Below are 20,715 nucleotides of genomic sequence, written 5' to 3' on the forward strand. Positions count from 1 at the left end.
CCAAGTAGGACTTGCAGAAGCCCCAAGATGCCTTACCGTGGAACACATGGAACAACTCGCATCGACCTCCGTGGTGCCTGACGCGTGCGACTTCACCGTCTTCGGAGGTACCGGAGAACTCGCGCTGCGCAAACTCCTGCCCGCCCTCTACCTGCGCGACCTCGAGGGCCAGCTGCCCGATGACACCCGCATCATCGGCGTCTCGCGCTCCGACTTCGACGATGCCGCCTACCGCACCGAGGTGCGTGCAGCCCTGCACCAGCACATCGAGGCCTCCGACCTGTACGACGGTGCCGTGGACCGCCTCCTGGCCCGCCTGCACCACGTGACCCTCGACATCGAGAGCCCCCAGGGCTGGCACGTCCTGCACGGCCTGCTCAAGGACCGCAGCCGTCCCGACGATGCCGCACGGGTCTTCTACCTGGCCGTCGACCCGTCCCTGTTCGGCCCGATCTGCGAGCAGCTCGAGGCGATCGGAGCCGTCGACGAACGGGCCCGGGTCGTCCTGGAGAAGCCGATCGGACACGACCTGGCCTCCGCCCGCCTCATCAACGACGTGGTCGGCAAGGTCTTCGCGGAGTCGCAGATCTTCCGGATCGATCACTACCTGGGCAAGGAGAGCGTGCAGAACCTCCTGGTCACGCGCTTCGCCAACACCTTCCTCGAGCCGCTGTGGAACTCACACTGGGTCGACCACGTGCAGATCACCGTGGCCGAGTCACTCGGCGTCGCCGACCGCGGGGCGTCGTACGACGAGTCCGGCGCGCTGCGCGACATGGTGCAGAACCACCTGCTCCAACTGCTCTGCCTGGTGGCCATGGAGCCGCCCACCTACATCGGGCGCGAGACCGTGCGCGACGAGAAGCTCAAGGTGCTCCAGGCCCTCAAGCCGATGACCCCCGAGCTCGTCGATCGTGACACCGTGCGGGGCCGCTACACCGAGGGACTGATCGACGGCGTCGCGGTGCCGTCGTACTCCTCGGACCTCGGCGCCACCGGCAGTTCGACCGAGACGTTCGTGGCCCTGCGGGCCGAGGTGCAGAACTGGCGCTGGTCCGGGGTGCCGTTCTACCTGCGCACCGGCAAGCGCATGGACCGGCGGGCCTCGGAGATCGTGATCGTCTTCAAGCGACCAGCCAAGGCGATGTTCCCGCACGCGGAGGGCAGCACCGAGCCCAACCGGCTGCACATCTCGGTCCAGCCCGAGGAAGGGATGCGGTTGCACATGACCGCCAAGGAGCCGGGTCCCGGCGGGATCCGGCTCCGGCCGGTGTCTCTCAACCTGAGCTATGCCACCACCTTCGACCAGCGTTGCCCCGATGCCTACGAACGGCTGCTGATGGACGTCATCAAGGGCAACCCCACCCTGTTCATGCGCCGCGACGAGGTCGAGGCGGCGTGGCGGTGGGTGGAACCGATCCTCACCCGTTGGGCAGCGTCGCCCAACCGGCCGAAGCGCTACCCGGCCGGCACCAGCGGGCCCACCGCCGCCGCAACCCTGCTCGACCGCGACGGCCGTTCCTGGCAGGAGTCAGACTCATGACCCATCCCGAGCTCACCGCCATCACCCAACGCGTCATCGACCGCAGCGCACCCACCCGGGCGGCGTACCTGGCCCGCCTCCAGGCCGCCTCCGACAAGGGCCCGGCCCGCGGCAAGCTCGCCTGCGCCAACCTGGCCCACGGCTTCGCCGCGTCCGAGCCGACCGAGAAGGCCGAGCTGCGCGGGCGCACCAAGCCCAACATCGCCCTGGTGTCGGCCTACAACGACATGCTCTCAGCGCACCAGCCCTTCGAGTCCTACCCCAAGGTGCTCAAGCAGGCGGTCATCCGCGCGGGAGGGATCGCCCAGTTCGCCGGCGGCGTCCCCGCCATGTGCGACGGCATCACACAGGGCCGCGACGGCATGCAGCTCTCGCTCTACAGCCGTGACGTGATCGCCATGTCCACCGCCATCGCCCTGTCGCACGACATGTTCGACGGTGCGCTGATGCTCGGCGTGTGCGACAAGATCGTGCCCGGCCTGCTGATCGGTGCCCTGTCCTTCGGACACCTGCCCACCGTCTTCGTGCCCGCCGGTCCGATGACCTCCGGGCTGCCCAACGGCGAGAAGGCTCGGGTCCGCCAGCTGTACGCCGAGGGCAAGGCCGGTCGTGAGGAGCTGCTCGAGGCCGAGGCAGCCTCCTACCACTCCGCCGGCACGTGCACCTTCTACGGCACCGCCAACTCCAACCAGCTCATCATGGAGGTGCTCGGACTGCACCTGCCCGGGTCCTCCTTCGTCAACCCGGGCACCCCGCTGCGCGAGGCCCTGACCAAGGCGGCCGGCGCGCGGGTGACCGAGCTGACCGACCTCTCCGTGGCCGGCCAGTCGCTGGCGATCGGCCGGATCGTCGACGAGAAGGCCATGGTCAACGCCTGCGTCGCGCTGCTCGCCAGCGGCGGCTCGACCAACCACACGATGCACCTCGTGGCGATCGCGCGAGCTGCCGGCGTGGACCTCACCTGGGACGACCTGTCGGACCTGTCGGCGATCGTTCCGTCGATCACGAAGATCTACCCCAACGGGGCTGCCGACGTGAACCACTTCCACGCCGCCGGTGGCATCGCCTACCTGGTGCACACCCTGCTCGAGGCGGGGCTGCTGCACGAGGACGTCAACACCATCATGGGCCACGGGCTCTCGCGCTACACCGCCGAGCCGAAGCTCTCGGGCGACACGGTGATCTGGGCGGACGGACCCACCGAGTCGCTCGACACCGAGGTCCTGCGACCGGCGTCGGCGCCCTTCGCACCCGACGGCGGCCTGCGGATGCTGTCCGGCCCCCTGGGCCGCGCGGTCATCAAGACCTCCGCGGTCAAGCCCGAACACCGCGTCGTCACCGCACCGGCGATCGTCTTCGACCACCAGGACCACTTCCTGCGGGCCTTCGGGGACGACGAGCTCGCCGATCGGGACTTCGTCGCCGTGATCCGCTACCAGGGGCCGGCAGCCAACGGGATGCCCGAGCTGCACAAGCTCACGCCCGCGCTCGGCGTACTCCAGGACCGCGGGCAGCGCGTCGCCATCGTCACCGACGGCCGCATGTCCGGCGCTTCGGGCAAGGTCCCGGCCGCCATCCACGTCACCCCGGAGGCCGCCCTCGGCGGTCCCCTGAGCCGGGTCCGCGACGGAGACCTGATCTCGGTCGACGCCACCACCGGCGTGCTCGACCTGCTCGTCGACCACGACGAGTTCGCCCACCGGGCACCGACCGGCCACGCACCCCAGGGTGACGAGTGGGCCGGCACGGGGCGCGACCTCTTCGCCGCCTTCCGGGCCACTGTCGGAACCGCCGACACCGGTGCCAGTGTGTTCCCAGCCGTCCCCGTCCCCCACCTGGAGGTGCCCGTTGTCCAGCACGCCTGAGCAGTCGCTGCTCTCGGTCGTCCCGGTCGTCCCGGTCGTGGTGATCGACGAGCTGGCCCACGCCGTCCCGGTGGCGCGCGCCCTGGTGGCCGGCGGGTTGCCGGTGATCGAGCTGACGTTGCGCACGCCGGTCGCGCTCGACGCGATCCGGGCCATCGCCGACGAGGTGCCCGAGATCCTGATCGGGGCAGGCACCATCGTGACTCCCGCCCAGGCCGCCGCGGCCCAGGACGCCGGGGCCCAGTTCCTGGTCTCCCCCGGCGCCACCGCGTCACTCCTCGCAGCGATGACGGCCACCGGGCTGCCGTTCCTGCCAGGCACCGCCACGGTCTCGGAGGTGCTCGCAGCCCTGGAGAAGGGGATCTCGGAGCTGAAGTTCTTCCCGGCCGAAGCCTCCGGTGGGGCCGCGTTCCTGAAGTCGATCGCCTCACCCGTGCCCGCTGCCCGGTTCTGCCCGACCGGCGGCATCACCGCGGCCACCGCCCCGGCGTACCTCGCCCTGCCCAACGTGGGCTGTGTCGGTGGCTCGTGGCTGACGCCGGCCGATGCGCTGGCCACTGAGGACTGGCCCCGGATCGAGTCGTTGGCCCGGGACGCCGCCACCCTCGGCTGACCTGTCGCAGATGTACGTCTCAGCCGCGTCGACCTGTCGCAGACGTACGTCTCAGAGACGGCGGCGGTGGCAGTCGACCAGATGGGTGTCGACGATGCCGATGGCCTCCATCAGCGCGTGTGCGGTCGTCGGGCCGACGAACACGAAGCCGTGCTGCTTGAGGCCCTTGGCCAACGCCTTGGACTCCGCCGAGGTGGCGGGCACCTCCGCCGGCGTGCGGGGTCGGGGCTGGACCTCGGGCTGGTAGGACCAGACGATCTGCTCCAGCGTCGTGCCCTCGAGCGCGAGCAGGGCGCGCGCGTTGGCGATCGTGGCCCGGATCTTCAAGCGGTTGCGGACGATGCCTGTGTCGGCCATCAGTTCGGCGTACTTCACCTCGTCGTAGGCCGCAATCCTCTCGGCGTCGAAGTGGTCGAACGCCCTCCGGAAGTTCTCGCGCTTGTTGAGGATCGTCGACCACGACAACCCCGACTGGAACGCCTCCAAGGTCAGCCGTTCGAACACCGCGGACTCCCCGTGCACCGCCATCCCCCACTCGGTGTCGTGGTAGTCACGCATCACGCCGGGCCGGGCTGCCCAGCCGCAGCGCCGTACGCCGTCCTCGCCGAGCACCGTCATGCGCCCATCCTCGCCGACCTGTCGCAGATGTACACGCCGAACCCCGCCGACCTGTCGCAGATGCACATGTCGCAGAGCTCAGCGATATTCCGGATTGTGCCAACCGAAGTGCTCGCCGCTGTTCCACGCGGCACGCTGATTGCCCTGCGCCGGCACCCCGCCCGCCTCCTTGAGCATCCTCGCGAGATGCATCAGGTTCCAGGTCATGAAGGTCGTGTTGCGGTTGGTGAAGTCATTCTCCGGACCACCGCTGCCGGGATCGAGGTACGACGGCCCCGGACCGGCCTCCCCGATCCAGCCTGCGTCCGCGTTGGGTGGAATCGTGTAGCCCACGTGTTGAAGGCTGTACAGGATGTTCTGGGCACAGTGCTTGATGCCGTCCTCGTTGCCGGTGATGAGGCAGCCGGCGACGCGCCCGTAGAAGAGGTACTGCCCCTTGTCGTTCAGCAGACCGCTCAGGGCATAGATCCGCTCGATCACCTGCTTGGTGACGCTCGAGTTGTCCCCCAGCCAGATGGGGCCGGCGATCACCAGGATGTCACTGGCCAGGATGCCCGGGTACAGCTCCGGCCAGGCGTCGTAGGCCCAGCCGTGCTCGCGCATGTCGGGGTAGACGCCGGTGGCCAGATCATGGTCGATCACACGGATGAGGTCGACCGTCACGCCGTGCTCCCGCATGATCGCTGCACTGGCGTCGACCAGACCCTGGGTGTGGCTCGGTTCGGGGCTCTTCTTGAGCGTGCAGTTGAGGAAGGTGGCCTTCAGGCCGCTGAAGTCCCATTCATTCATGCACCCGACTCTGCTGCCGTCGCGAGAACTCCCGCAATGGGAAAGTGATGACGAAACGCTGACGTGTACATCTGCGACAGGTCAGCGCGATTCCCGCGCACATCTGCGACAGGTCAGCGCGATTCCCGCGTACATCTGCGACAGGTCAGCGGCGGGGCTTGAGGCGCACGCTCGGCAGCTCCGGAGCCGGGATCGGCGGCAGAGCGCCGGCAGGTACGCCGAAGTCCCCGTCCACGAGCTCCGGTCCCGATTCCCGCGCCACCAGCTGGGCCTGCCAGGCCGCCCGGAACGACCGGATCTCCTCGTCGCTTCGACCCACGAAGTTCCACCACATCACGATCTCCTCCCCCAGGGGCACTCCGCCCAGGAGCAGCAGCCGGGCACCGGCGCGGGAGGTCAGCGTGAGCGAGGTGGCCCCGAGGTCGGCGTAGGCCAACTCGGACTCGAGCACCGTCACGTCGTCCACCACCAGGTCGCCGCTGTCGAGCAGGATGCCGTGCTCGTAGGACGCGTCGAGCGGCAGGACGAGGCGAGCCTGAGGGGCGAGCACGATCTCCACACCGAGCAGCGCCGAGTACGTCGACACCGGCGACGTCGACCCGAACAGTGAGCCCAGGAACACCCGAGCCTGCCACCGGTGACCGGTGATCGCCGGCGGGGCGTAGTGCTCGAAGCCGGGTTCGATGAACCTCGATGCCGAGGGCAGCGCGACCCACAGCTGCGCCCCGTGCAGGATCGTGGTGCCGGCCGTGGAGACCTCGGTGTGGCTGATCCCCCGCCCAGCGGTCATCAGGTTGAGCTCGCCGGGGCGCACGGTCGCGGCGTTGCCGGCACTGTCCACGTGGTCGATCTCCCCGGTGAACAGCCAGCTCACCGTCTGCAGCCCGGTGTGCGGATGCGGCGTCACCATCATCCCGCCGGTCTCGGCGACCGGATCGGGGCCGTAATGGTCCAGGAAGCACCAGCCCCCGATGAAGGACCGCTCGCGCTGAGGAAGGGTGCGGCGTACCGTCATCGCGCGCAGCCCACCCAGCGGCACCTCGCGCGGGGTCAGGATCTCGATCGAGGAGCGGGCGTTCACTCAGCCCACCAGGCCATCGACGCCGCAGCCGGCCCGGACCACGCGGCGCGTCGAGGCGGGGTGGCGCGTGAGGGCCTCGGCGGTGCGGATCGGCCGTGCTGCCAGGTTGCCGCCGCAGTTGGGGCACACGCCGTGCAGCACGCGGTCGGCGCAGTCACGACACCAGGTGCACTCGAAGGTGCAGATCAACGCGTCGGAGGAGTCCGGCGGGAGGTCCCGGTCACAGCACTCGCAGTTCGGCCTCAGCTCCAACATGGACAGATCCTCAGCTCAGGTGGGTCGGGTGGGTGGCTCGCTTGTCGCCGCTTCCGTGCCCCCCACCCGCCTCTGCGCCCGCCGGCGCGGGAGCGCTGTGCGCCGCCGAGACCGGCACCAGCCGCACGACCACCGACTTCGAGGTCGGCTGGTTGCTGCCCTTCGCGGTCGAGTCGAGAGGGATCAACGGATTCGTCTCCGGATAGTACGCCGCCGCACAGCCGCGCGGCTGGTCGTAGGTCACGATCCGGAAGTCGTGCGCCCGTCGTTCGACACCGTCGCTCCACTCGCTCACCAGATCCACCCGGTCGCCGTCGCTGAACCCCAGACGGGCGATGTCGTCGGCATGCACGAGCACGACCCGGCGACCACCCTTGATGCCGCGGTAGCGGTCGTCGAGCCCGTAGATCGTGGTGTTGAACTGGTCGTGCGACCGCATCGTCTGCAACAGCAGACGCCCCTGCGGAACCTCCAGCACGTCGGTGGGGCTGACCGTGAACATCGCCAGCCCGACCTCCGTCTCGAAGGTCCTGCTGTCGCGTGGCGGGTGGGGCAGGACGAAGCCACCAGGCTGGTCGACCTTGGAGTCGTACGCCGTGCAGCCGGGCACGACGCGGGCGATCCGACGCCGGATCTCGGTGTAGTCCGAGCGGAACGCCGACCACGGGATCGTGGACCCCGGCAGCGTGGTCTCCGCGATCGAGCAGATGATGTCGACCTCGGATCGCAGCAACGGCGACGCCGGCGGCAACGGCCCCTTCGAGGCGTGCACCGCGGACATCGAGTCCTCGACGGTGACGCGTTGGACGCGACCACCGGTGAGGTCCTTCTCGGATCGGCCGAGTGCGGGCAGGATCAGCGCCTCGCGCCCGTGGACGACATGGGACCGGTTGAGCTTGGTGGAGACGTGCACCGTCAGCTCCGCCGAGTCGAACGCCGCCTCGGTGACCTCGGTGTCGGGGGCCGCGGCCACGAAGTTGCCGCCCATCGCGATGAACACCTTGGCGGCACCGTCACGCAGGGCCCGGATGGCAGCCACCGTGTCGAGGCCGTGTTCGCGGGGCGGCTCGAAGCCGAACTCGTCGCGCAGGGCGTCGAGGAAATGGCCCGGCACGCGCTCCCAGATCCCCATGGTCCGGTCGCCCTGCACGTTGGAGTGCCCACGCACCGGGCACAGCCCGGCCCCGGGCTTGCCGATGTTGCCCTGCAGGAGCGCCACGTTGGTGATCTCCTTGACGCAGGCGACCCCGTTCTGGTGCTGGGTGATGCCCATGGCCCAACAGATCACCGTGGCACTGGACTCGCGGAACAGCTGGGCCGCCTTCTCGATCTCGGCGCGCGGTAGCCCGGTGGACCGCTCCACGGCTGCCCAGTCGAGCGTCCGCAGGTGAGCGGCGTACTCCTCGAAGCCGTGGGTGTGGCGGCTGATGAAGTCGTGGTCGAGCGCGTCCCACTCCAGGAGGTGGGCGGCGATCCCCTGGAAGAGCGCGAGGTCCCCGTTGATCCGCACCGGCAGGTGCAGGTCGGCCAGGCCCGTGCCGTTGCCGAGCCAGCCACTGACCTTCTGAGGGTTCTTGAACCGCACCAGGCCGGCTTCCTGGAGCGGGTTGACCGAGATGATTCTGACGCCGTTGTGCTTGGCCTTCTCCAACGCCGACAGCATCCGCGGATGGTTGGTGCCGGGATTCTGGCCCGCCACGACGATCAGCTCGGCGTTCTCCACGTCGGCGAGGCTGACCGATCCCTTGCCGATCCCGATCGCCTCGGCCAGGCCGACCGACGTCGACTCGTGGCACATGTTGGAGCAGTCGGGCAGGTTGTTGGTGCCGAAGGCGCGCGCGAACAACTGGTAGGCGAACGCCGCCTCGTTGGAGGTCTTGCCCGAGGTGTAGAAGACGGCCTGGTCCGCAGAGTCCAGGGCAGTGAGGTGCCCGGCGATGAGGGCGTAGGCGTCCGCCCAGGAGATCGGTTCGTAGTGGGTGCCGCCGGCGCGGAGGACCATGGGCTCGGTGAGGCGGCCCTGTTGGCCCAGCCAGTAGTCGGTGCGCCCACGGAGCTCCGCGACCGTGTGCTCAGCGAAGAACGATCGCCCGATCATCCGCTTGGTGGCCTCCTCGGTCACCGCCTTGGCACCGTTCTCGCAGAACTCGGCAGTGTGCCGGTGGGCGGGGTCCGGGTCGGGCCAGGCGCAGCCCTGGCAGTCGAAGCCGTCAGTCTGGTTGAGCTTCAGCAGCGTCTGCGCCGTGCGAACGGGACCCATCTGCTCGACGGCCCGCTTCATCGACACCGCCACCGCGGTCGGGCCGGCTGCTGCGTGGGCCTCGCCGCCGATCTGGACGTCGGCCTCGTCGATGTCCGCCTCGGGGGGTCGCCTGCTCATACCTCCATCCTTACCCGGCGCTCCTGACGGCTACACGTCCGGGGAGAATGATGGGCATGTCCAGCCTCTTCGAGCCGTTGACCCTGGGTGCCGTCTCGGTGCCCCATCGGATCTTCATGGCTCCCCTGACCCGCATGCGCTCGACCCAGCCGGGCGACGTACCGAACGACCTGATGCTGGACTACTACGTGCAGCGCGCGAGTGCCGGCCTGATCATCTCCGAGGGCGCCCAGATCTCGCCCGAGGGCAAGGGCTACATGGACACCCCGGGGATCCACAGCGCGGAGCAGGTGGCCGGCTGGCGACGGATCACCGATGCCGTGCACGCGGCCGGCGGGCGGATCGCCTGCCAGTTGTGGCACGTCGGACGGGTCTCGCACGAGTCGTTCCACCAGGGCGAGCTGCCGGTCTCGGCGAGTGCGCTGCCCTACCGCAACCGCACGAGCGTGCGGGGCGAGGACGGCCTGCCGACCCGGGTCAACTGTCCGACGCCCAGGGCGTTGGAGACCGCGGAGATCCCTCGCCTGCTGGAGGACTTCCGGGACGCGACCCTCCGGGCCCGGGAGGCCGGCTTCGACCTGGTGGAGATCCATGGGGCTCACGGCTACCTGCTCCACCAGTTCATGTCGGCGCAGAGCAACCACCGCACCGATGGGTACGGCGGCTCGCTGGAGAACCGGGCCCGCCTGCCGCTGGAGGTCCTCGACGCAGTGGTGAGCGCCTGGGACGCGGACCACGTCGGGATCCGCATCTCACCGCTCGGCATCTTCAACGGGCTGGACGACACCTCGGGACGGCCCATGGGGCTGCATCTGGCTGCTGCCTTCGCCGAGCGGGGGATCGCCTTCCTGCACCTGTCCGAGCCCGACTGGGCCGGTGGCGCGCAGCTCGACGACGACTTCCGTGCCTCCCTGCGAGCCGCCTTCCCGGGGCCCCTGATCGGCGCAGGGAACTATGACCTGGCCAAGGCGACGCGGCTGGTGGAGGCCGGGTTCATCGACGCAGCGGCGTTCGGGCGGACCTTCCTGGCCAACCCCGACCTGCCGCATCGACTGCGCTCCGGCCTGGTCCTCAACGACCCTGACCTGGCGACCTTCTACGGCGGCGGCGCCCGTGGCTACACAGACTACCCGGCGTACGACGCGCCGAGGACCCGCACCGTGACGAAGGCCTAAGACAGTGGCGTCAGAGCACCACGAGCAACAGGACAGCGAGGGCGACGGCCGCGATCACGACGGTCAGGATGACGTGCCCGTAGTCCTCGGGCAGTTCCTCGCCGGCCTTCATCGCGGCCTTGGCGCCGCGCCAGCGCCACCACGCCAGCAGGGTGCAGGCGACAGCGGTGCCCGCCAGGACGGCAGAGATGGTCGACTCGGCCCACTGGGGCCACCCGGTGTCGATCGCATGAAGGCCGGCGGCCCCCGCGATGAGCCCGAGCGAGGTCCGAACCCAGGCGAGATAGGTGCGCTCGTTGGCCAGTTCGTAACGGGGGTCGGGGATCACGAGTTGGAGAATACGGCTGGATCACCGTCGCCGGGCCCACGCCCCGCCCACGTCCAGGCATAGGCCGGGTCCTCGACGGCCAGTCCGCCCTCGCCGAGCTCCAGCGGCGCGAAGGTGTCGACCATGACGGCAGACTCGTCGAAGTAGTCCGCCCCCAGGGACGCCTCGATCGCGGCCGGCTGTGGTCCATGGGCATAGCCGCCGGGATGCAGGGAGACGGAGCCGAGGTTGATCCCGGATCCCTTGCGTGCCTCGTAGTCGCCGCCCACGTAGAACATCACCTCGTCGCTGTCGACGTTGGAGTGGTAGTAGGGCACCGGCACCGCGAGCGGGTGGTAGTCGACCTTGCGCGGCAGGAAGTTGCAGATCACGAAGTTCCACCCCTCGAAGACCTGGTGCACCGGCGGCGGCTGGTGCACCTTGCCGGTGATCGGCATGTAGTCCTCGATGTTGAACGTGTAGGGGTAGAGGCAGCCGTCCCAGCCGACGACGTCGAAGGGATGGGTCGCGTAGGTCATCCGGGTGCCCCCGATCGTGCCGCTGACCCGGTGCTTGACCAGCACGTCGACATCGACCTCACCGGCGTGTGCCTCCAGCAGCTCGGTCGACGAGTGCGGCCCGTGCAGGTCGCGCTCGCAGTACGGCGCGTGCTCGAGCAGCTGGCCGTAGCGCGACAGGTAGCGCTTGGGCGGTGCGATGTGGCTGTTGGCCTCGATCGCGTAGAGCTGGCTCGACTCGCTGGGGACCCAGCGGTGGGTGGTCGCGCGCGGGATCAGGACGTAGTCGCCGCTCCGGTAGGTGACCACCCCGAAGACCGTCTCGACGGACCCGGTCCCGGACTCGACGTACACGCACTCATCGCCCACGGCGTTGCGGTAGAGCGGCGAGGCTTCCGTGCCGGTGACCACGTAGGCGATCCGGACGTCGTTGTTGCCCAGGATCAGACGGCGACCCGTGACGGCGTCCGCCGGCCCGGAGAACAGCGAGTGCAGCCTGAGGTGGCGTGCCTTGAGCGGATGGTTGGGCGTGCGCGACTGGTCGGGCAGCTCCCAGATCTCGGAGGCGACGAGCGCGGACGGTACGCCGCGGTGGTAGAGCAGGGAGGAGTCCGAGGAGAAGCCCTCCTCCCCCATCAGCTCCTCGTAGTAGAGCTGTCCCGACGAGTCGCGGTGCTGCGTGTGCCGCTTGGGCGGCACCGAGCCGACGACGCGGTAGTGAGGCATGCCAGACCCTTTCCGATAATCGGACAACTCTGTCCGTTCATCGGTCCAAGCCTAGCGACAGATCAACTGCCCTGGTAGGCCTGCGCGATCCGCGTGACGAACTGGTAGACCCCGTCCTCGTCCGGCGCCAGCGGCCCGGCCTGGTAGTTCGGAGCCTTCATGCCACGCTGCACCGACTCACAGGCCGAGAAGTCCTGCCGGTTGGTGAGGTCCCAGAAGTCCACGGCGTACGCCGGGTCGAAGCCCTCCGCGCCGGCGACCTCGGCCGGGAACGCCCACGAGCAGCGCACCCGGGTCACGTCGGGCGAGATCGGGGTGAGCAGGTGGGTCATGATGTAGTCCGGGTGCAGGCTGATCAGCAGGTTCGGCATCACCGCGACATACATGACCGTGCGCCGCTCCACCTCGTCGAGCCGGGCCATCGCCACACCGCCGCTGCGGCCGTCGAAGGACATCGTGTCGGCGTGCTCGCGCAGGTCCATCCAGCCGCCGACCCAGTTGCCCTCCATCTCGAGGTTCTCCCCCGAGGTCGGCGGGCTGACCGCGCACAGCTCCGGGTGGATCGAGGAGCAGTGGTAGCACTCCTGGTAGTTCTCGATGATCACCTTCCAGTTGGAGGCGACGTCGTACTCGTGCACGACCGGGGTCACCAGCGTCTCGGCGTCGTAGTCGGCCACGATTCCCTCGAGCTCGCCGATGTGCTCGGCGAACGGCAGGCCCTGGTTCTTGCGATCCACGAAGACCCACCCGTGCCACTCCTGGACACCGACCGGCTTCAGACTGAAGGCGGACTTGTCGAAGTCCACGGCGTCCTTGTGTCCGGGCGCACCGATCAGCGAGCCGTCGAGGCGATAGGACCACGCGTGGTAGGGGCAGACGATCGCGCGCAGGTCCTCGCTGGTCCCACCACAGGGAAGCAGCTCGTGGCCGCGGTGGCGGCAGGCGTTCTCGAAGCCGCGCAGCACCCCGGACTTGTCGCGGGTCAGCAGGACGCCGTAGTCGCCGAGCGACTGGGCGGTCATGCCGCTCGTGGAGATCTCACTGGAGCGACCGACACAGACCCAGCCGCCGAACAGGTGCTCCTGCTCCCAGGCGAGCACGGCATCACTGAGATAGGCGTCTCGCGGCAGCATCCGACTGTGGCCGAAGGGGGCCAGGGAGAGGGCCACCTGGTCCGGGTCGAGGGGGGCGGGAGGAACGACGGTCATGACGGACTACCTTTCGGACTGAACGACCATTCAAGCCTACGCCTCGCCGGCGAACACGTCGAGACCCCGGCCGCCTCGCTCGCCACGGGTGAACCAGCGGTAGGCAACGAACCCGAGCACGACCGCCAGCAGCGAGGCCAGCAGCAGCAACGTGGTGAGCGCGTTGAGCGCCGGCGTCGGCGCGGCCCGAGCGGTGTTGTAGACCTTCACCGACACCGGCTCGGTCGAGGAGTCCCCGGACAGGTAGCGCACGATGATGAAGTCGTCGATGACATCGGCGAAGACCAGCACCGCGCTGGCGAAGATGGCCGGGAGCAGCATCTTCAGCAGCACCCGCCGTACGGCGCCGAGCGGTGAGGCACCCAGGTCGATCGCGGCCTCCTCATAGTCCCGGCCGATGGTGAGCAGCCTGCTGCGCACGATCACCACGGGATAGGACAGCTGATAGGTCACCAGGGCCATCACCTGACCGCTGGTGCCGAGCTGCAGCGGGGTGCTGAGCACGGTGGCCACGAACAGCAGGGACACTGCGATCAGGATCTCGGGCAGCACGAAGGAGATGATCACGGTCAGGTTGGCCCCCGAGGGGATCCGTCCCCGCCAGCGGTCCAGACCGAGCGCCAAGAGCACTCCGAGCGGCACCGTCACCGCCGTGGCCAGCACCCCGAGCCACAACGTGTGCGTCAGGGCGGTGTGCAGGCTGGCGTCGTGCCACACCGAGCGCAACGGATCACCGTAGTACCAGCGCATCGAGAAGCCCTGCCACGTGGTGCGCGACCGCCCGGCGTTGAACGAGAAGAGCACCGCGACCAGCACCGGCAACAGGGACCAGAGCAGGTAGCACAGGGTGACCGCCAGCAGGATGCGCGGCTTGCGCCAGGGGTCGCGCCACCAGGCGACCGGGCCTCTCACGACGCCACGTCCTGGTCTCGACACGCTTGCGACCCGCAGCCGCTCATGACGCGATGTCCGCTCCGGAGCGGGTGGAGCGCACGTAGATCACCATCGGCACGATGGAGACCAGCAGGATCAGCAGCACGAACGCACCGGCCTGTCCCGTCTGCCCGGGCGTGAGGACCGAGTTGTTGATCAGGTTGCCGATCATGCTCGTCTCCGGGGACCCGGAGAGCAGGTCGTTGGTGAAGTAGTCGCCCAGCATCGGCAGGGTGGTCAACAGCAGGCTGACCACCACCGCCTGTCGACTCAGCGGCCAGGTGACCCGCCGGAAGGTCTCCCACCTGTTGGCGCCCAGGTCCCGCGCGGCTTCCAGGATCGAGGCCGGAGCCCGGTCCAGACCCGCGAAGAGCGGAAGGATCATGTAGGGCACGTAGCCGTAGACCAGCCCGAGGATCACCGTGGTCGGCTGACCACCGAGCCAGTCGACGCGCACGTCGAACAGCCCGCCGAGACTGAGGCCTTTGTTGACCAGGCCATCGGTCTGCAGCAGGTTGACCCAGGCCAGCATCCGCATCATGTAGCTGATCCAGAACGGCGCGATCAGGCAGGCGAGCAGCAGCCCCTTCCACCGCCCCGCGAACCGGGCCGTGTAGTAGGCCACCGGGTAGGCGATCAGCAGGCAGAGCAGGCTCGCCAACGCGACGTACACGACCGTGCGCACGAGCGCGGGCCGGAAGAACGCGTCCGGTCCGACGATGTGATCGATGACGTAGCGGAACTGCGTGAAGTCCCAGTCCAGCGGGTTCCACACCGGCACCGGCTGGCGCAGCACCGGATCGGTGGCCCCGAACAGGATGGCCAGGACGACGTAGAACGGAGCGACGAAGAAGACGGCGAGCCACGCGATGCCTGGCATGGCCAGGGCCGGCCAGAGACGACGGGTGCCGACGGGGCCCTGATGGGTCGACGCGTCGGCCGACCGGTCAGCCACCGGCCTTGAACTCCTGCCACACCTGGTGGTACGCCGCGTCCGTGGCCGCCGGCAGCTGCAGGAGTGGGACGCCGGTGTCGAAGTCGGACTCGCGGACGACGGCCCGGGCCAGGTTCTCCGGGACGTAACCGTCCTTCACCAGGGTGTCGGGCGTGAACGCGGTCAGCGGGGGCTGGTAGCCGGTGAAGCCGAAGTTGGTGCCTGCCGCGTCGGGATCGAGCAGCTCGTTCATGAACACGTGGGCGGCCACCGGGTTCTCCCCTTGGGCCAGGCAGACCACCAGGTCGTTGTCGACCTCGCCGACGCCGTCCTCGGGGAACCAGTAGCGCAGCAGGTCCGGCGAGGTCCCGTCAGGCAGGTAGTAGGGCATGTTGATCGCGTCGCCGCTCCAGGCCTGGCAGAGCCCGTACTGGCCGGCCGGCAGATCGGTGTACATCGAGATCGTCACCCGAGGGTCCATCGTCTTGCGCAGGTCGAGCAGCTGCTCTCGGACCATCGCGATGTCCTTCTCGTCGGTGGTGTTGATGTCGGTCACACCGTTGCGCAGCAGCACCATCGCCATCGCGGCGTGCCAGTCGTCGAGGATCGCCATCTTCCCCTTGTAGGTGGGGTCCCAGAGCACGTCGTAGGGGTTGTCCAAGCCTTCGATGTCGGTGGGCACCTGGTCGGTGCGCCAGGCGATGCCGGTGCTGTAGACGGTGTAGGGGATCGTGTACTGCGCACCCTTGTCCCACCAGGGGTCCTGCATGCTCGTCCACAGGTTGGCGGTGTTGGGCAGATAGTCGTGGTTGAGCGGGCGCAGCAGGTCGCCCTGGATCAGCCGCCCGACGGAGTCGTAGCTGGGGAAGTAGAGGTCGAACTTGAGGTTCTTCGAGGCGATCTTGGTCAGTGCCTCGTCGGCGTCGTTGAAGGTCGAGAGCCGGATGTCGACGCTGTACTTCTTCTCGAAGTCCTTCAGCATCTTGGGCGAGAGGTAGTCGGCGTAGTTGTAGATCCGCAGCGTGCTGCCTGCCTCGGGCACCAGACCGGACTCGATCGCCGGGTTGGCCTTGCTCACCGACCAGGTCACCGGGTTGTCGGGCGCGGGGAGCTTCTCGGGCCCGGCGCCGGCGGAGGAGCCGTCTCCACCGCCGCAGGCGGCCAAGAACGGACTGGCGACGCCAGCCGCGAGCGCGCCCCGCAGGACGGTGCGGCGCGCGACGGGCCTGCCTACCATCGAGTCCCCTCAGCAGTCAGAGTGGCTGGTGCTGAACCTTGTTCCCTCCCGAAACCGTCGCATAGACTGAACGATCAGTCAATGACTCGAGGGAACCCATGACCATCATCGAAAGTGCACCCCTTCTCTCCGATCGGCTCGACGCCCTGATCGAGGCTGAGACCCAGGCCTTCGTCGAGCGCGAACCTCGCAGCCGTGAGTACTCGGCCCGCGCCACCCACCTGGCCGGTGGTTGTACGTCGAACTGGCAGATCGCCGAGCCACAGGCGATCTGGATGAGCCATGGGAGTGGCTCGAAGATCTACGACGTCGACGGCTGCGAATACTCCGACTTCCACGGCGGGTACGGCGTCTCGCTCGCCGGCCACGCCCACCCGGCGATCGTCGCGGCCGTGCAGCGACGCGTCACCGAGGGGACCCACTTCGCCCAGCCCACCGAGGACGCGATCGTGGTCTCCGACAACCTGTCGGAGCGCTTCGGCCTCCCCCTGTGGCGCTTCGGCAACTCCGGCACCGAGGCCACCATGGACGCCGTCCACCTGATGCGCGCCGCCACCGGACGCGACCGGATCCTCAAGGTCGAGGGTTGCTACCACGGGCATCACGACTCCGTGCTGGTCTCGGTGCTGCCCGAGCCCGATGACGCGATCGGCCCACCGGACGCGCCCATCGGCGTACCGGACAACACCGGGATCCCCGGAGCGATCCTCGACCTGGTCAGCGTCGTCCCCTTCAACGACCTCGCCGCCGTCGAGCGAGCACTGCTCGCCTTCCCCGACCAGATCGCGGGGATGATCCTCGAGCCGATCATGATGAACGCAGGCATCATCCATCCCGACGAGGGCTACCTGGCGTCCTTGAAGGAACTGCTGCACCGACACGGTGCGCTCCTGGCCTTCGACGAGGTGAAGACCGGTCTCACCGTCGGCCCGGGCGGGGCCTCACGGGTGGTCGGCGTGACGCCTGACCTGATCTGTCTGGCCAAGGCCCTCGGCGGCGGAATCTCCACCTCCGCGATCGGTGGCACCACGGAGGTGATGTCCCTGATCGCCGACGGGGGTTACGAGCAGGTCGGCACCTTCAACGGCAACCCGCTGGCCATGGCATCAGCCCGGGCCATGCTCACCGAGGTCCTCACCCCGGCTGCCTACGAGCATCTCGACAAGTTGCGCGACCGGATGGCCGCGGGACTCCAGGACGTGATCGACCGCCACCAGATGCCGTGGCGGGTCGTCACCGCGGGCGCGAAGGGCTGCGTCTCCTTCCTGCCGCAGCCGATCCACAACTACCGCGACTTCACCGAGCTCGACGGTCGCTACGGACACGCGCACTGGCTGGTGCAGCACAACCGCGGAGCGTTCCTTCCTCCCTGGGGCAAGGTCGAGCAGTGGCTGTTGTCGGTGCAGCACACCGACGAGGACGTCGACCGCTTCGTGGCCAACTGCGAGGTCCTGGCCCGCGCGCTGGCCGAGCCCGCCTCGTCGTCGGTCGAGCCTGCCTCGTCGTCGGTCGAGCCTGTCGAGACCCGATGAGCGGCGCGCTGTCACTCTCGGGCCTGGTGAAGCGGTTCGGTGACGAGGTCGCGGTCGACGGCATCGACCTCGAGATCGGCGAGGGTGAGTTCTTCTCCCTGCTCGGCTCCTCCGGCTGCGGCAAGACCACGACGCTCCGCATGATCGCGGGGTTCGAGCAGCCGGATGCCGGGTCGATCCACCTCGACGGCCAGGACCTGTCCTCGGTGGCGCCGCACAAGCGTCCCGTCAACACCGTGTTTCAGTCCTATGCCCTCTTCCCGTTCCTGAGTGTCTCCGACAACGTCGCGTTCGGGCTGAAGTACCAGTCCGCGACCCCGGCCGACGTACGCCGCCGTGTGGACGCGGCCCTGGACCTCGTCCAGATGGGCAAGCTGGCCAAGCGCAAGCCGCACCAGCTGTCCGGGGGCCAGCAGCAGCGGGTCGCGCTGGCCCGGGCACTCGTCCTCGAGCCGACGGTGCTGCTGCTCGACGAGCCGATGGGTGCGCTCGACGCGAAGCTGCGCAAGCAGCTGCAGCTCGAGCTGCGCTCACTGCAGAGGCTGGTGGGCACCACGTTCGTCTACGTGACCCACGACCAGGACGAGGCCCTGACGATGTCGGATCGCCTGGCGGTCCTGCACGAGGGTCACGTGATGCAGGTCGGCACCCCCAGCGAGGTCTACTCCCAGCCGGCCAACACCCACGTCGCGACGTTCCTGGGCACCACCAACCTGTACGACGCGACCGTGACCGCGGTCGGGCCGGAGCGGGTCACCTGCACGGCGGGCGGATCCGTCCTCCAGGTGGACGTGGGGTCCCACCCCGCCGCCGTCGGCGAGGCCCTGAGCCTGATGGTGCGCCCCGAGCGGGTCGAGGTGTCTCCCACCGCCCTCGAGACCGGCACCGACACCAACCTGCTCACCGGCTCCGTGACCACCCTGACCTTCCGTGGCGCGCACACCGCCGTACTCGTCGACATCGGTCAGCTCACGTTGGAGGCCGAGGTCGCCAACGTGCACGGCGAGCCGCCCCCCTGGCTCACGGTCGGCTCGCCGGTGTGCGTGCGGGTCTCGCCCTCTGCCCTACGGCTGCTGCCGACCGGCTGACGGGATCCCCGGCTGACCGGTGAAACTCGCGGTTGTCAGCCTCTGCAAAGGCTGACAACCGAGGGAATCCCCGGTCAGCCGGGGAAACCTGCAGCAGGCCACACGGCCGCAAACCCGCCACCCCGGATAGTTGGGGTGGCGGGTCCGGTGACAGTTGATCAGGCGGTCGGCTGACCGGCGTACTCCTCGATGGCGGCGCGCAGCGCGGCCGAGTCGTCGGCCCAGCCGAGGACGGCCTCGACCGCTGGGTCCCCCGACCGCGCGATCGCCAGGAGCAGGCGGGGGGCGGTCATGCCCGGCCCGCCGGGGCCGCGGCGACGCTCACGGTCGTCGGCTCCGGCAACACGGCGTACGCCGCGCAGGGCCTCCACGAGGGCGGGTGAGAACGGGAGGCGATCGCCGAAGCGCTCGCTGCGGGGGCCGCGTCGACCGCGACCGCCGCCGCGGCGACCCTCGATCCGAGGGTCTTCCACCTCCGCGGAGTCGGGGCCTGTTGCGCGGCGGTCCGGCCTCCCGTGGTGGTGCCTGCCGTGATGGCCACCAGGTCCGCCCCGGCGGCCGCGACCTCGGCCGCGCCCTCGCTCACCCCACCCCTCGGTGATGTCGTCACCGAAGGTGGAGCGGACGGCCTCGCGCACCTTGTCGAGATCGATGCCGATGGCACGCAGTGCTGCGCGGTCCTCGTCGAGCTCGGCGCTGGAGGCTTCGGGATCGGCATCCTGATCGCGCGGTGTCTCGACGTGACGCTCGATGACGATGCTCCGCGCCTGGTCGAAGGTGAGTCCGTGCTGGGTCAGCAGTGCGTAGGTCTCGCCGCGGACGTTGGCGAGCAGGCCGAGCAGGACGTGGTCGGCTCCGACCTCGGAGTGTCCGAGTTCGCGAGCCTCATCGGTTGCCTGCATCACAGCGATGCGGGCTTCTGGGTTGAGTCGGCTGTACATGTGGTTCTCCTCAAGAAGGGTGGTCCGCGTCAGTCGCGGAAGTGTTTTTGGTGAACGGCCTGCCGACTGACCTTGAGGACGTCGGCAATGGCTTGCCAGCTCCAGCCCTGGGTCCGCGCATTGCGGACATGGACCTCTTCGAGCCGGTCGGCCAGGACCCTGAGGGCCCGCACGGCGATGAGTCCCTGCTCGGGGTCCATGCTCGCGGCGTCCTTGTCCAGGTTCGTGGCGTCGTTCATACGTCAAGTAAACCTGACAGACCATGATCTGTCAACTTTTCCTGACAAACTCGTGCCTTACGAGATGCCGAGCTCCTTGCGGGCCACGTCCAGCGCCACACGCTGCGCCCGGTCGCCGGTCACCAGCGGATCATCGAGGGCCACCTGCACCACAAGCCCGTCGAGCAGGGACGACCACATGATCGTGAACCACTCCACGTCGACATCGCCGATCTCCCCCGCCGCGACACCGTCCTGGACGATCCGCGAGATCACCGCGCGCCACTGCTCGTCGAGCAGCACCCGGTCCTGCTTCACCTGCGGGTTGCGGAAGGCCTGGGCCCACAGGTCGAACCACAGCCCCCAGTCGGCCGGCACCTGGCCGTCCTCGATCAGCGGGATGCACATCGTCACGAGGGTCTCGAGGCGGGTCATCATCGCGGGCGTCTCGCGCAGCATCGCCTCAGCGCTCGCGTAGAACTCCCGCTCGGACCAGCGCAGGGCCTCGGTGAGCAGACTGTCCTTGGTGCCGAAGTAGTAGATGACCAGGGCCGGACTGGCGCCGACCCGACTGGCCACGTCGGCGATCCGAGTCTCGGCGAAGCCCCGCTCGGCGATGAGTTGGGCAGCCGCGGCCACCATCTGGTCACGTCGTACGTCTGCGACTGCTTCGTTCGGCGCCTTCGCCATGATCCCAACCACCCGAATCGTGTCCGCTTGCTTGTGGCGCACCGTAGCACGCGAATAGACTGAA

At 68.8% G+C, this 20,715-nt stretch carries 20 protein-coding genes; 6 read left to right on the top strand and 14 right to left on the bottom strand.

Annotated elements, in window-relative coordinates; genetic code table 11:
* The first annotated feature begins 46 nt into the window (after nucleotides 1-46).
* Genes zwf through eda form a run of 3 tightly spaced genes read left to right on the top strand, consistent with a single transcriptional unit; the run spans nucleotide 47 to nucleotide 4,021 of the window.
* A complete protein-coding gene (zwf, locus tag AB7I40_RS04380; RefSeq protein WP_428343822.1) occupies nucleotides 47-1,543 on the top strand; it encodes a glucose-6-phosphate dehydrogenase in 1,497 nt (498 codons plus the stop codon).
* Complete coding sequence (edd, locus tag AB7I40_RS04385) at nucleotides 1,540-3,408, top strand: phosphogluconate dehydratase (RefSeq protein WP_428343823.1); 1,869 nt, start codon at nucleotides 1,540-1,542, stop codon at nucleotides 3,406-3,408. The genes zwf and edd overlap by 4 nt, the downstream gene beginning before the upstream one ends.
* Nucleotides 3,392-4,021 (top strand): bifunctional 4-hydroxy-2-oxoglutarate aldolase/2-dehydro-3-deoxy-phosphogluconate aldolase, encoded by a 630-nt coding sequence (eda, locus tag AB7I40_RS04390; RefSeq protein ID WP_428343824.1) that lies wholly within the window; start codon nucleotides 3,392-3,394, stop codon nucleotides 4,019-4,021. Before edd ends, eda begins: the two co-directional genes overlap by 17 nt.
* A gap of 51 nt (nucleotides 4,022-4,072) precedes the next feature.
* Here eda and AB7I40_RS04395 read toward each other — a convergent pair whose 3' ends face one another.
* The 5 genes from AB7I40_RS04395 to AB7I40_RS04415 all read right to left on the bottom strand — a co-directional run bounded on the left by AB7I40_RS04395 (nucleotide 4,073) and on the right by AB7I40_RS04415 (nucleotide 9,144).
* Nucleotides 4,073-4,639, bottom strand: a complete 567-nt coding sequence (locus AB7I40_RS04395; RefSeq protein ID WP_428343825.1) for a DNA-3-methyladenine glycosylase I — start codon at nucleotides 4,637-4,639, stop codon at nucleotides 4,073-4,075.
* A gap of 78 nt (nucleotides 4,640-4,717) precedes the next feature.
* Nucleotides 4,718-5,428, bottom strand: coding sequence for a flavodoxin family protein (locus AB7I40_RS04400; RefSeq protein ID WP_428343826.1), 711 nt, complete (start codon nucleotides 5,426-5,428; stop codon nucleotides 4,718-4,720).
* A 145-nt stretch (nucleotides 5,429-5,573) separates the two neighbouring features.
* Nucleotides 5,574-6,509 (bottom strand): pirin family protein, encoded by a 936-nt coding sequence (locus tag AB7I40_RS04405; protein ID WP_428343827.1) that lies wholly within the window; start codon nucleotides 6,507-6,509, stop codon nucleotides 5,574-5,576.
* Complete coding sequence (locus AB7I40_RS04410; RefSeq protein ID WP_428343828.1) at nucleotides 6,510-6,764, bottom strand: DUF1272 domain-containing protein; 255 nt, start codon at nucleotides 6,762-6,764, stop codon at nucleotides 6,510-6,512. It lies immediately after the preceding gene.
* A gap of 10 nt (nucleotides 6,765-6,774) precedes the next feature.
* The gene (locus AB7I40_RS04415; RefSeq protein ID WP_428343829.1) at nucleotides 6,775-9,144 is read right to left on the bottom strand and encodes an FdhF/YdeP family oxidoreductase; all 2,370 of its coding nucleotides are present in this window, start codon (nucleotides 9,142-9,144) and stop codon (nucleotides 6,775-6,777) included.
* A gap of 56 nt (nucleotides 9,145-9,200) precedes the next feature.
* On the opposite strand from AB7I40_RS04415, the gene nemA reads away from it, so the two are divergent.
* Nucleotides 9,201-10,319, top strand: a complete 1,119-nt coding sequence (gene nemA / locus AB7I40_RS04420; protein ID WP_428343830.1) for an N-ethylmaleimide reductase — start codon at nucleotides 9,201-9,203, stop codon at nucleotides 10,317-10,319.
* A gap of 10 nt (nucleotides 10,320-10,329) precedes the next feature.
* On the opposite strand, the gene AB7I40_RS04425 is transcribed toward nemA, so the two are convergent.
* The 6 genes from AB7I40_RS04425 to AB7I40_RS04450 all read right to left on the bottom strand — a co-directional run bounded on the left by AB7I40_RS04425 (nucleotide 10,330) and on the right by AB7I40_RS04450 (nucleotide 16,182).
* Entirely contained in the window at nucleotides 10,330-10,647 is a 318-nt protein-coding gene (locus tag AB7I40_RS04425; protein WP_428343831.1) for a YidH family protein, read from the bottom strand.
* Nucleotides 10,644-11,870 carry a homogentisate 1,2-dioxygenase gene (locus AB7I40_RS04430; protein WP_428343832.1) on the bottom strand — a complete coding sequence of 409 codons (1,227 nt, stop codon included), beginning with the start codon at nucleotides 11,868-11,870 and terminating at the stop codon, nucleotides 10,644-10,646. The genes AB7I40_RS04425 and AB7I40_RS04430 overlap by 4 nt, the downstream gene beginning before the upstream one ends.
* Before the next feature lie 62 nt (nucleotides 11,871-11,932).
* Nucleotides 11,933-13,078: an aromatic ring-hydroxylating oxygenase subunit alpha gene (locus AB7I40_RS04435; protein WP_428343833.1), complete on the bottom strand. Its 1,146-nt coding sequence runs from the start codon at nucleotides 13,076-13,078 to the stop codon at nucleotides 11,933-11,935.
* A 36-nt stretch (nucleotides 13,079-13,114) separates the two neighbouring features.
* Nucleotides 13,115-13,990 (bottom strand): ABC transporter permease, encoded by an 876-nt coding sequence (locus AB7I40_RS04440; protein WP_428343834.1) that lies wholly within the window; start codon nucleotides 13,988-13,990, stop codon nucleotides 13,115-13,117.
* A 43-nt stretch (nucleotides 13,991-14,033) separates the two neighbouring features.
* Nucleotides 14,034-14,966, bottom strand: a complete 933-nt coding sequence (locus AB7I40_RS04445; protein ID WP_428343835.1) for an ABC transporter permease — start codon at nucleotides 14,964-14,966, stop codon at nucleotides 14,034-14,036.
* Complete coding sequence (locus AB7I40_RS04450; protein ID WP_428343836.1) at nucleotides 14,959-16,182, bottom strand: polyamine ABC transporter substrate-binding protein; 1,224 nt, start codon at nucleotides 16,180-16,182, stop codon at nucleotides 14,959-14,961. Before AB7I40_RS04450 ends, AB7I40_RS04445 begins: the two co-directional genes overlap by 8 nt.
* 98 nt (nucleotides 16,183-16,280) lie before the next feature.
* Between AB7I40_RS04450 and AB7I40_RS04455 the strand changes: the two genes are divergently transcribed.
* Together AB7I40_RS04455 and AB7I40_RS04460 are read left to right on the top strand one after the other, a co-directional pair.
* Nucleotides 16,281-17,714, top strand: coding sequence for an aspartate aminotransferase family protein (locus AB7I40_RS04455; protein WP_428343837.1), 1,434 nt, complete (start codon nucleotides 16,281-16,283; stop codon nucleotides 17,712-17,714).
* On the top strand, nucleotides 17,711-18,802 hold the full coding sequence (locus AB7I40_RS04460) for an ABC transporter ATP-binding protein (protein WP_428343838.1): 1,092 nt from the start codon (nucleotides 17,711-17,713) through the stop codon (nucleotides 18,800-18,802). Before AB7I40_RS04455 ends, AB7I40_RS04460 begins: the two co-directional genes overlap by 4 nt.
* 158 nt (nucleotides 18,803-18,960) lie before the next feature.
* Here the strand turns inward: AB7I40_RS04460 and AB7I40_RS04465 are convergent, their stop codons facing one another.
* The 3 genes from AB7I40_RS04465 to AB7I40_RS04475 are packed head-to-tail and all read right to left on the bottom strand — an operon-like array spanning nucleotide 18,961 to nucleotide 20,651.
* Nucleotides 18,961-19,743 (bottom strand): Clp protease N-terminal domain-containing protein, encoded by a 783-nt coding sequence (locus AB7I40_RS04465; RefSeq protein ID WP_428343839.1) that lies wholly within the window; start codon nucleotides 19,741-19,743, stop codon nucleotides 18,961-18,963.
* 29 nt (nucleotides 19,744-19,772) lie between these two features.
* On the bottom strand, nucleotides 19,773-19,982 hold the full coding sequence (locus AB7I40_RS04470) for an RNA polymerase subunit sigma-70 (protein ID WP_428343840.1): 210 nt from the start codon (nucleotides 19,980-19,982) through the stop codon (nucleotides 19,773-19,775).
* 57 nt (nucleotides 19,983-20,039) lie between these two features.
* Complete coding sequence (locus tag AB7I40_RS04475; RefSeq protein ID WP_428343841.1) at nucleotides 20,040-20,651, bottom strand: TetR/AcrR family transcriptional regulator; 612 nt, start codon at nucleotides 20,649-20,651, stop codon at nucleotides 20,040-20,042.
* Nucleotides 20,652-20,715: the final 64 nt, after the last annotated feature.

Origin of the sequence: Nocardioides sp. (assembly GCF_050246775.1) — a bacterium.
GTDB lineage: Bacteria > Actinomycetota > Actinomycetes > Propionibacteriales > Nocardioidaceae > Nocardioides.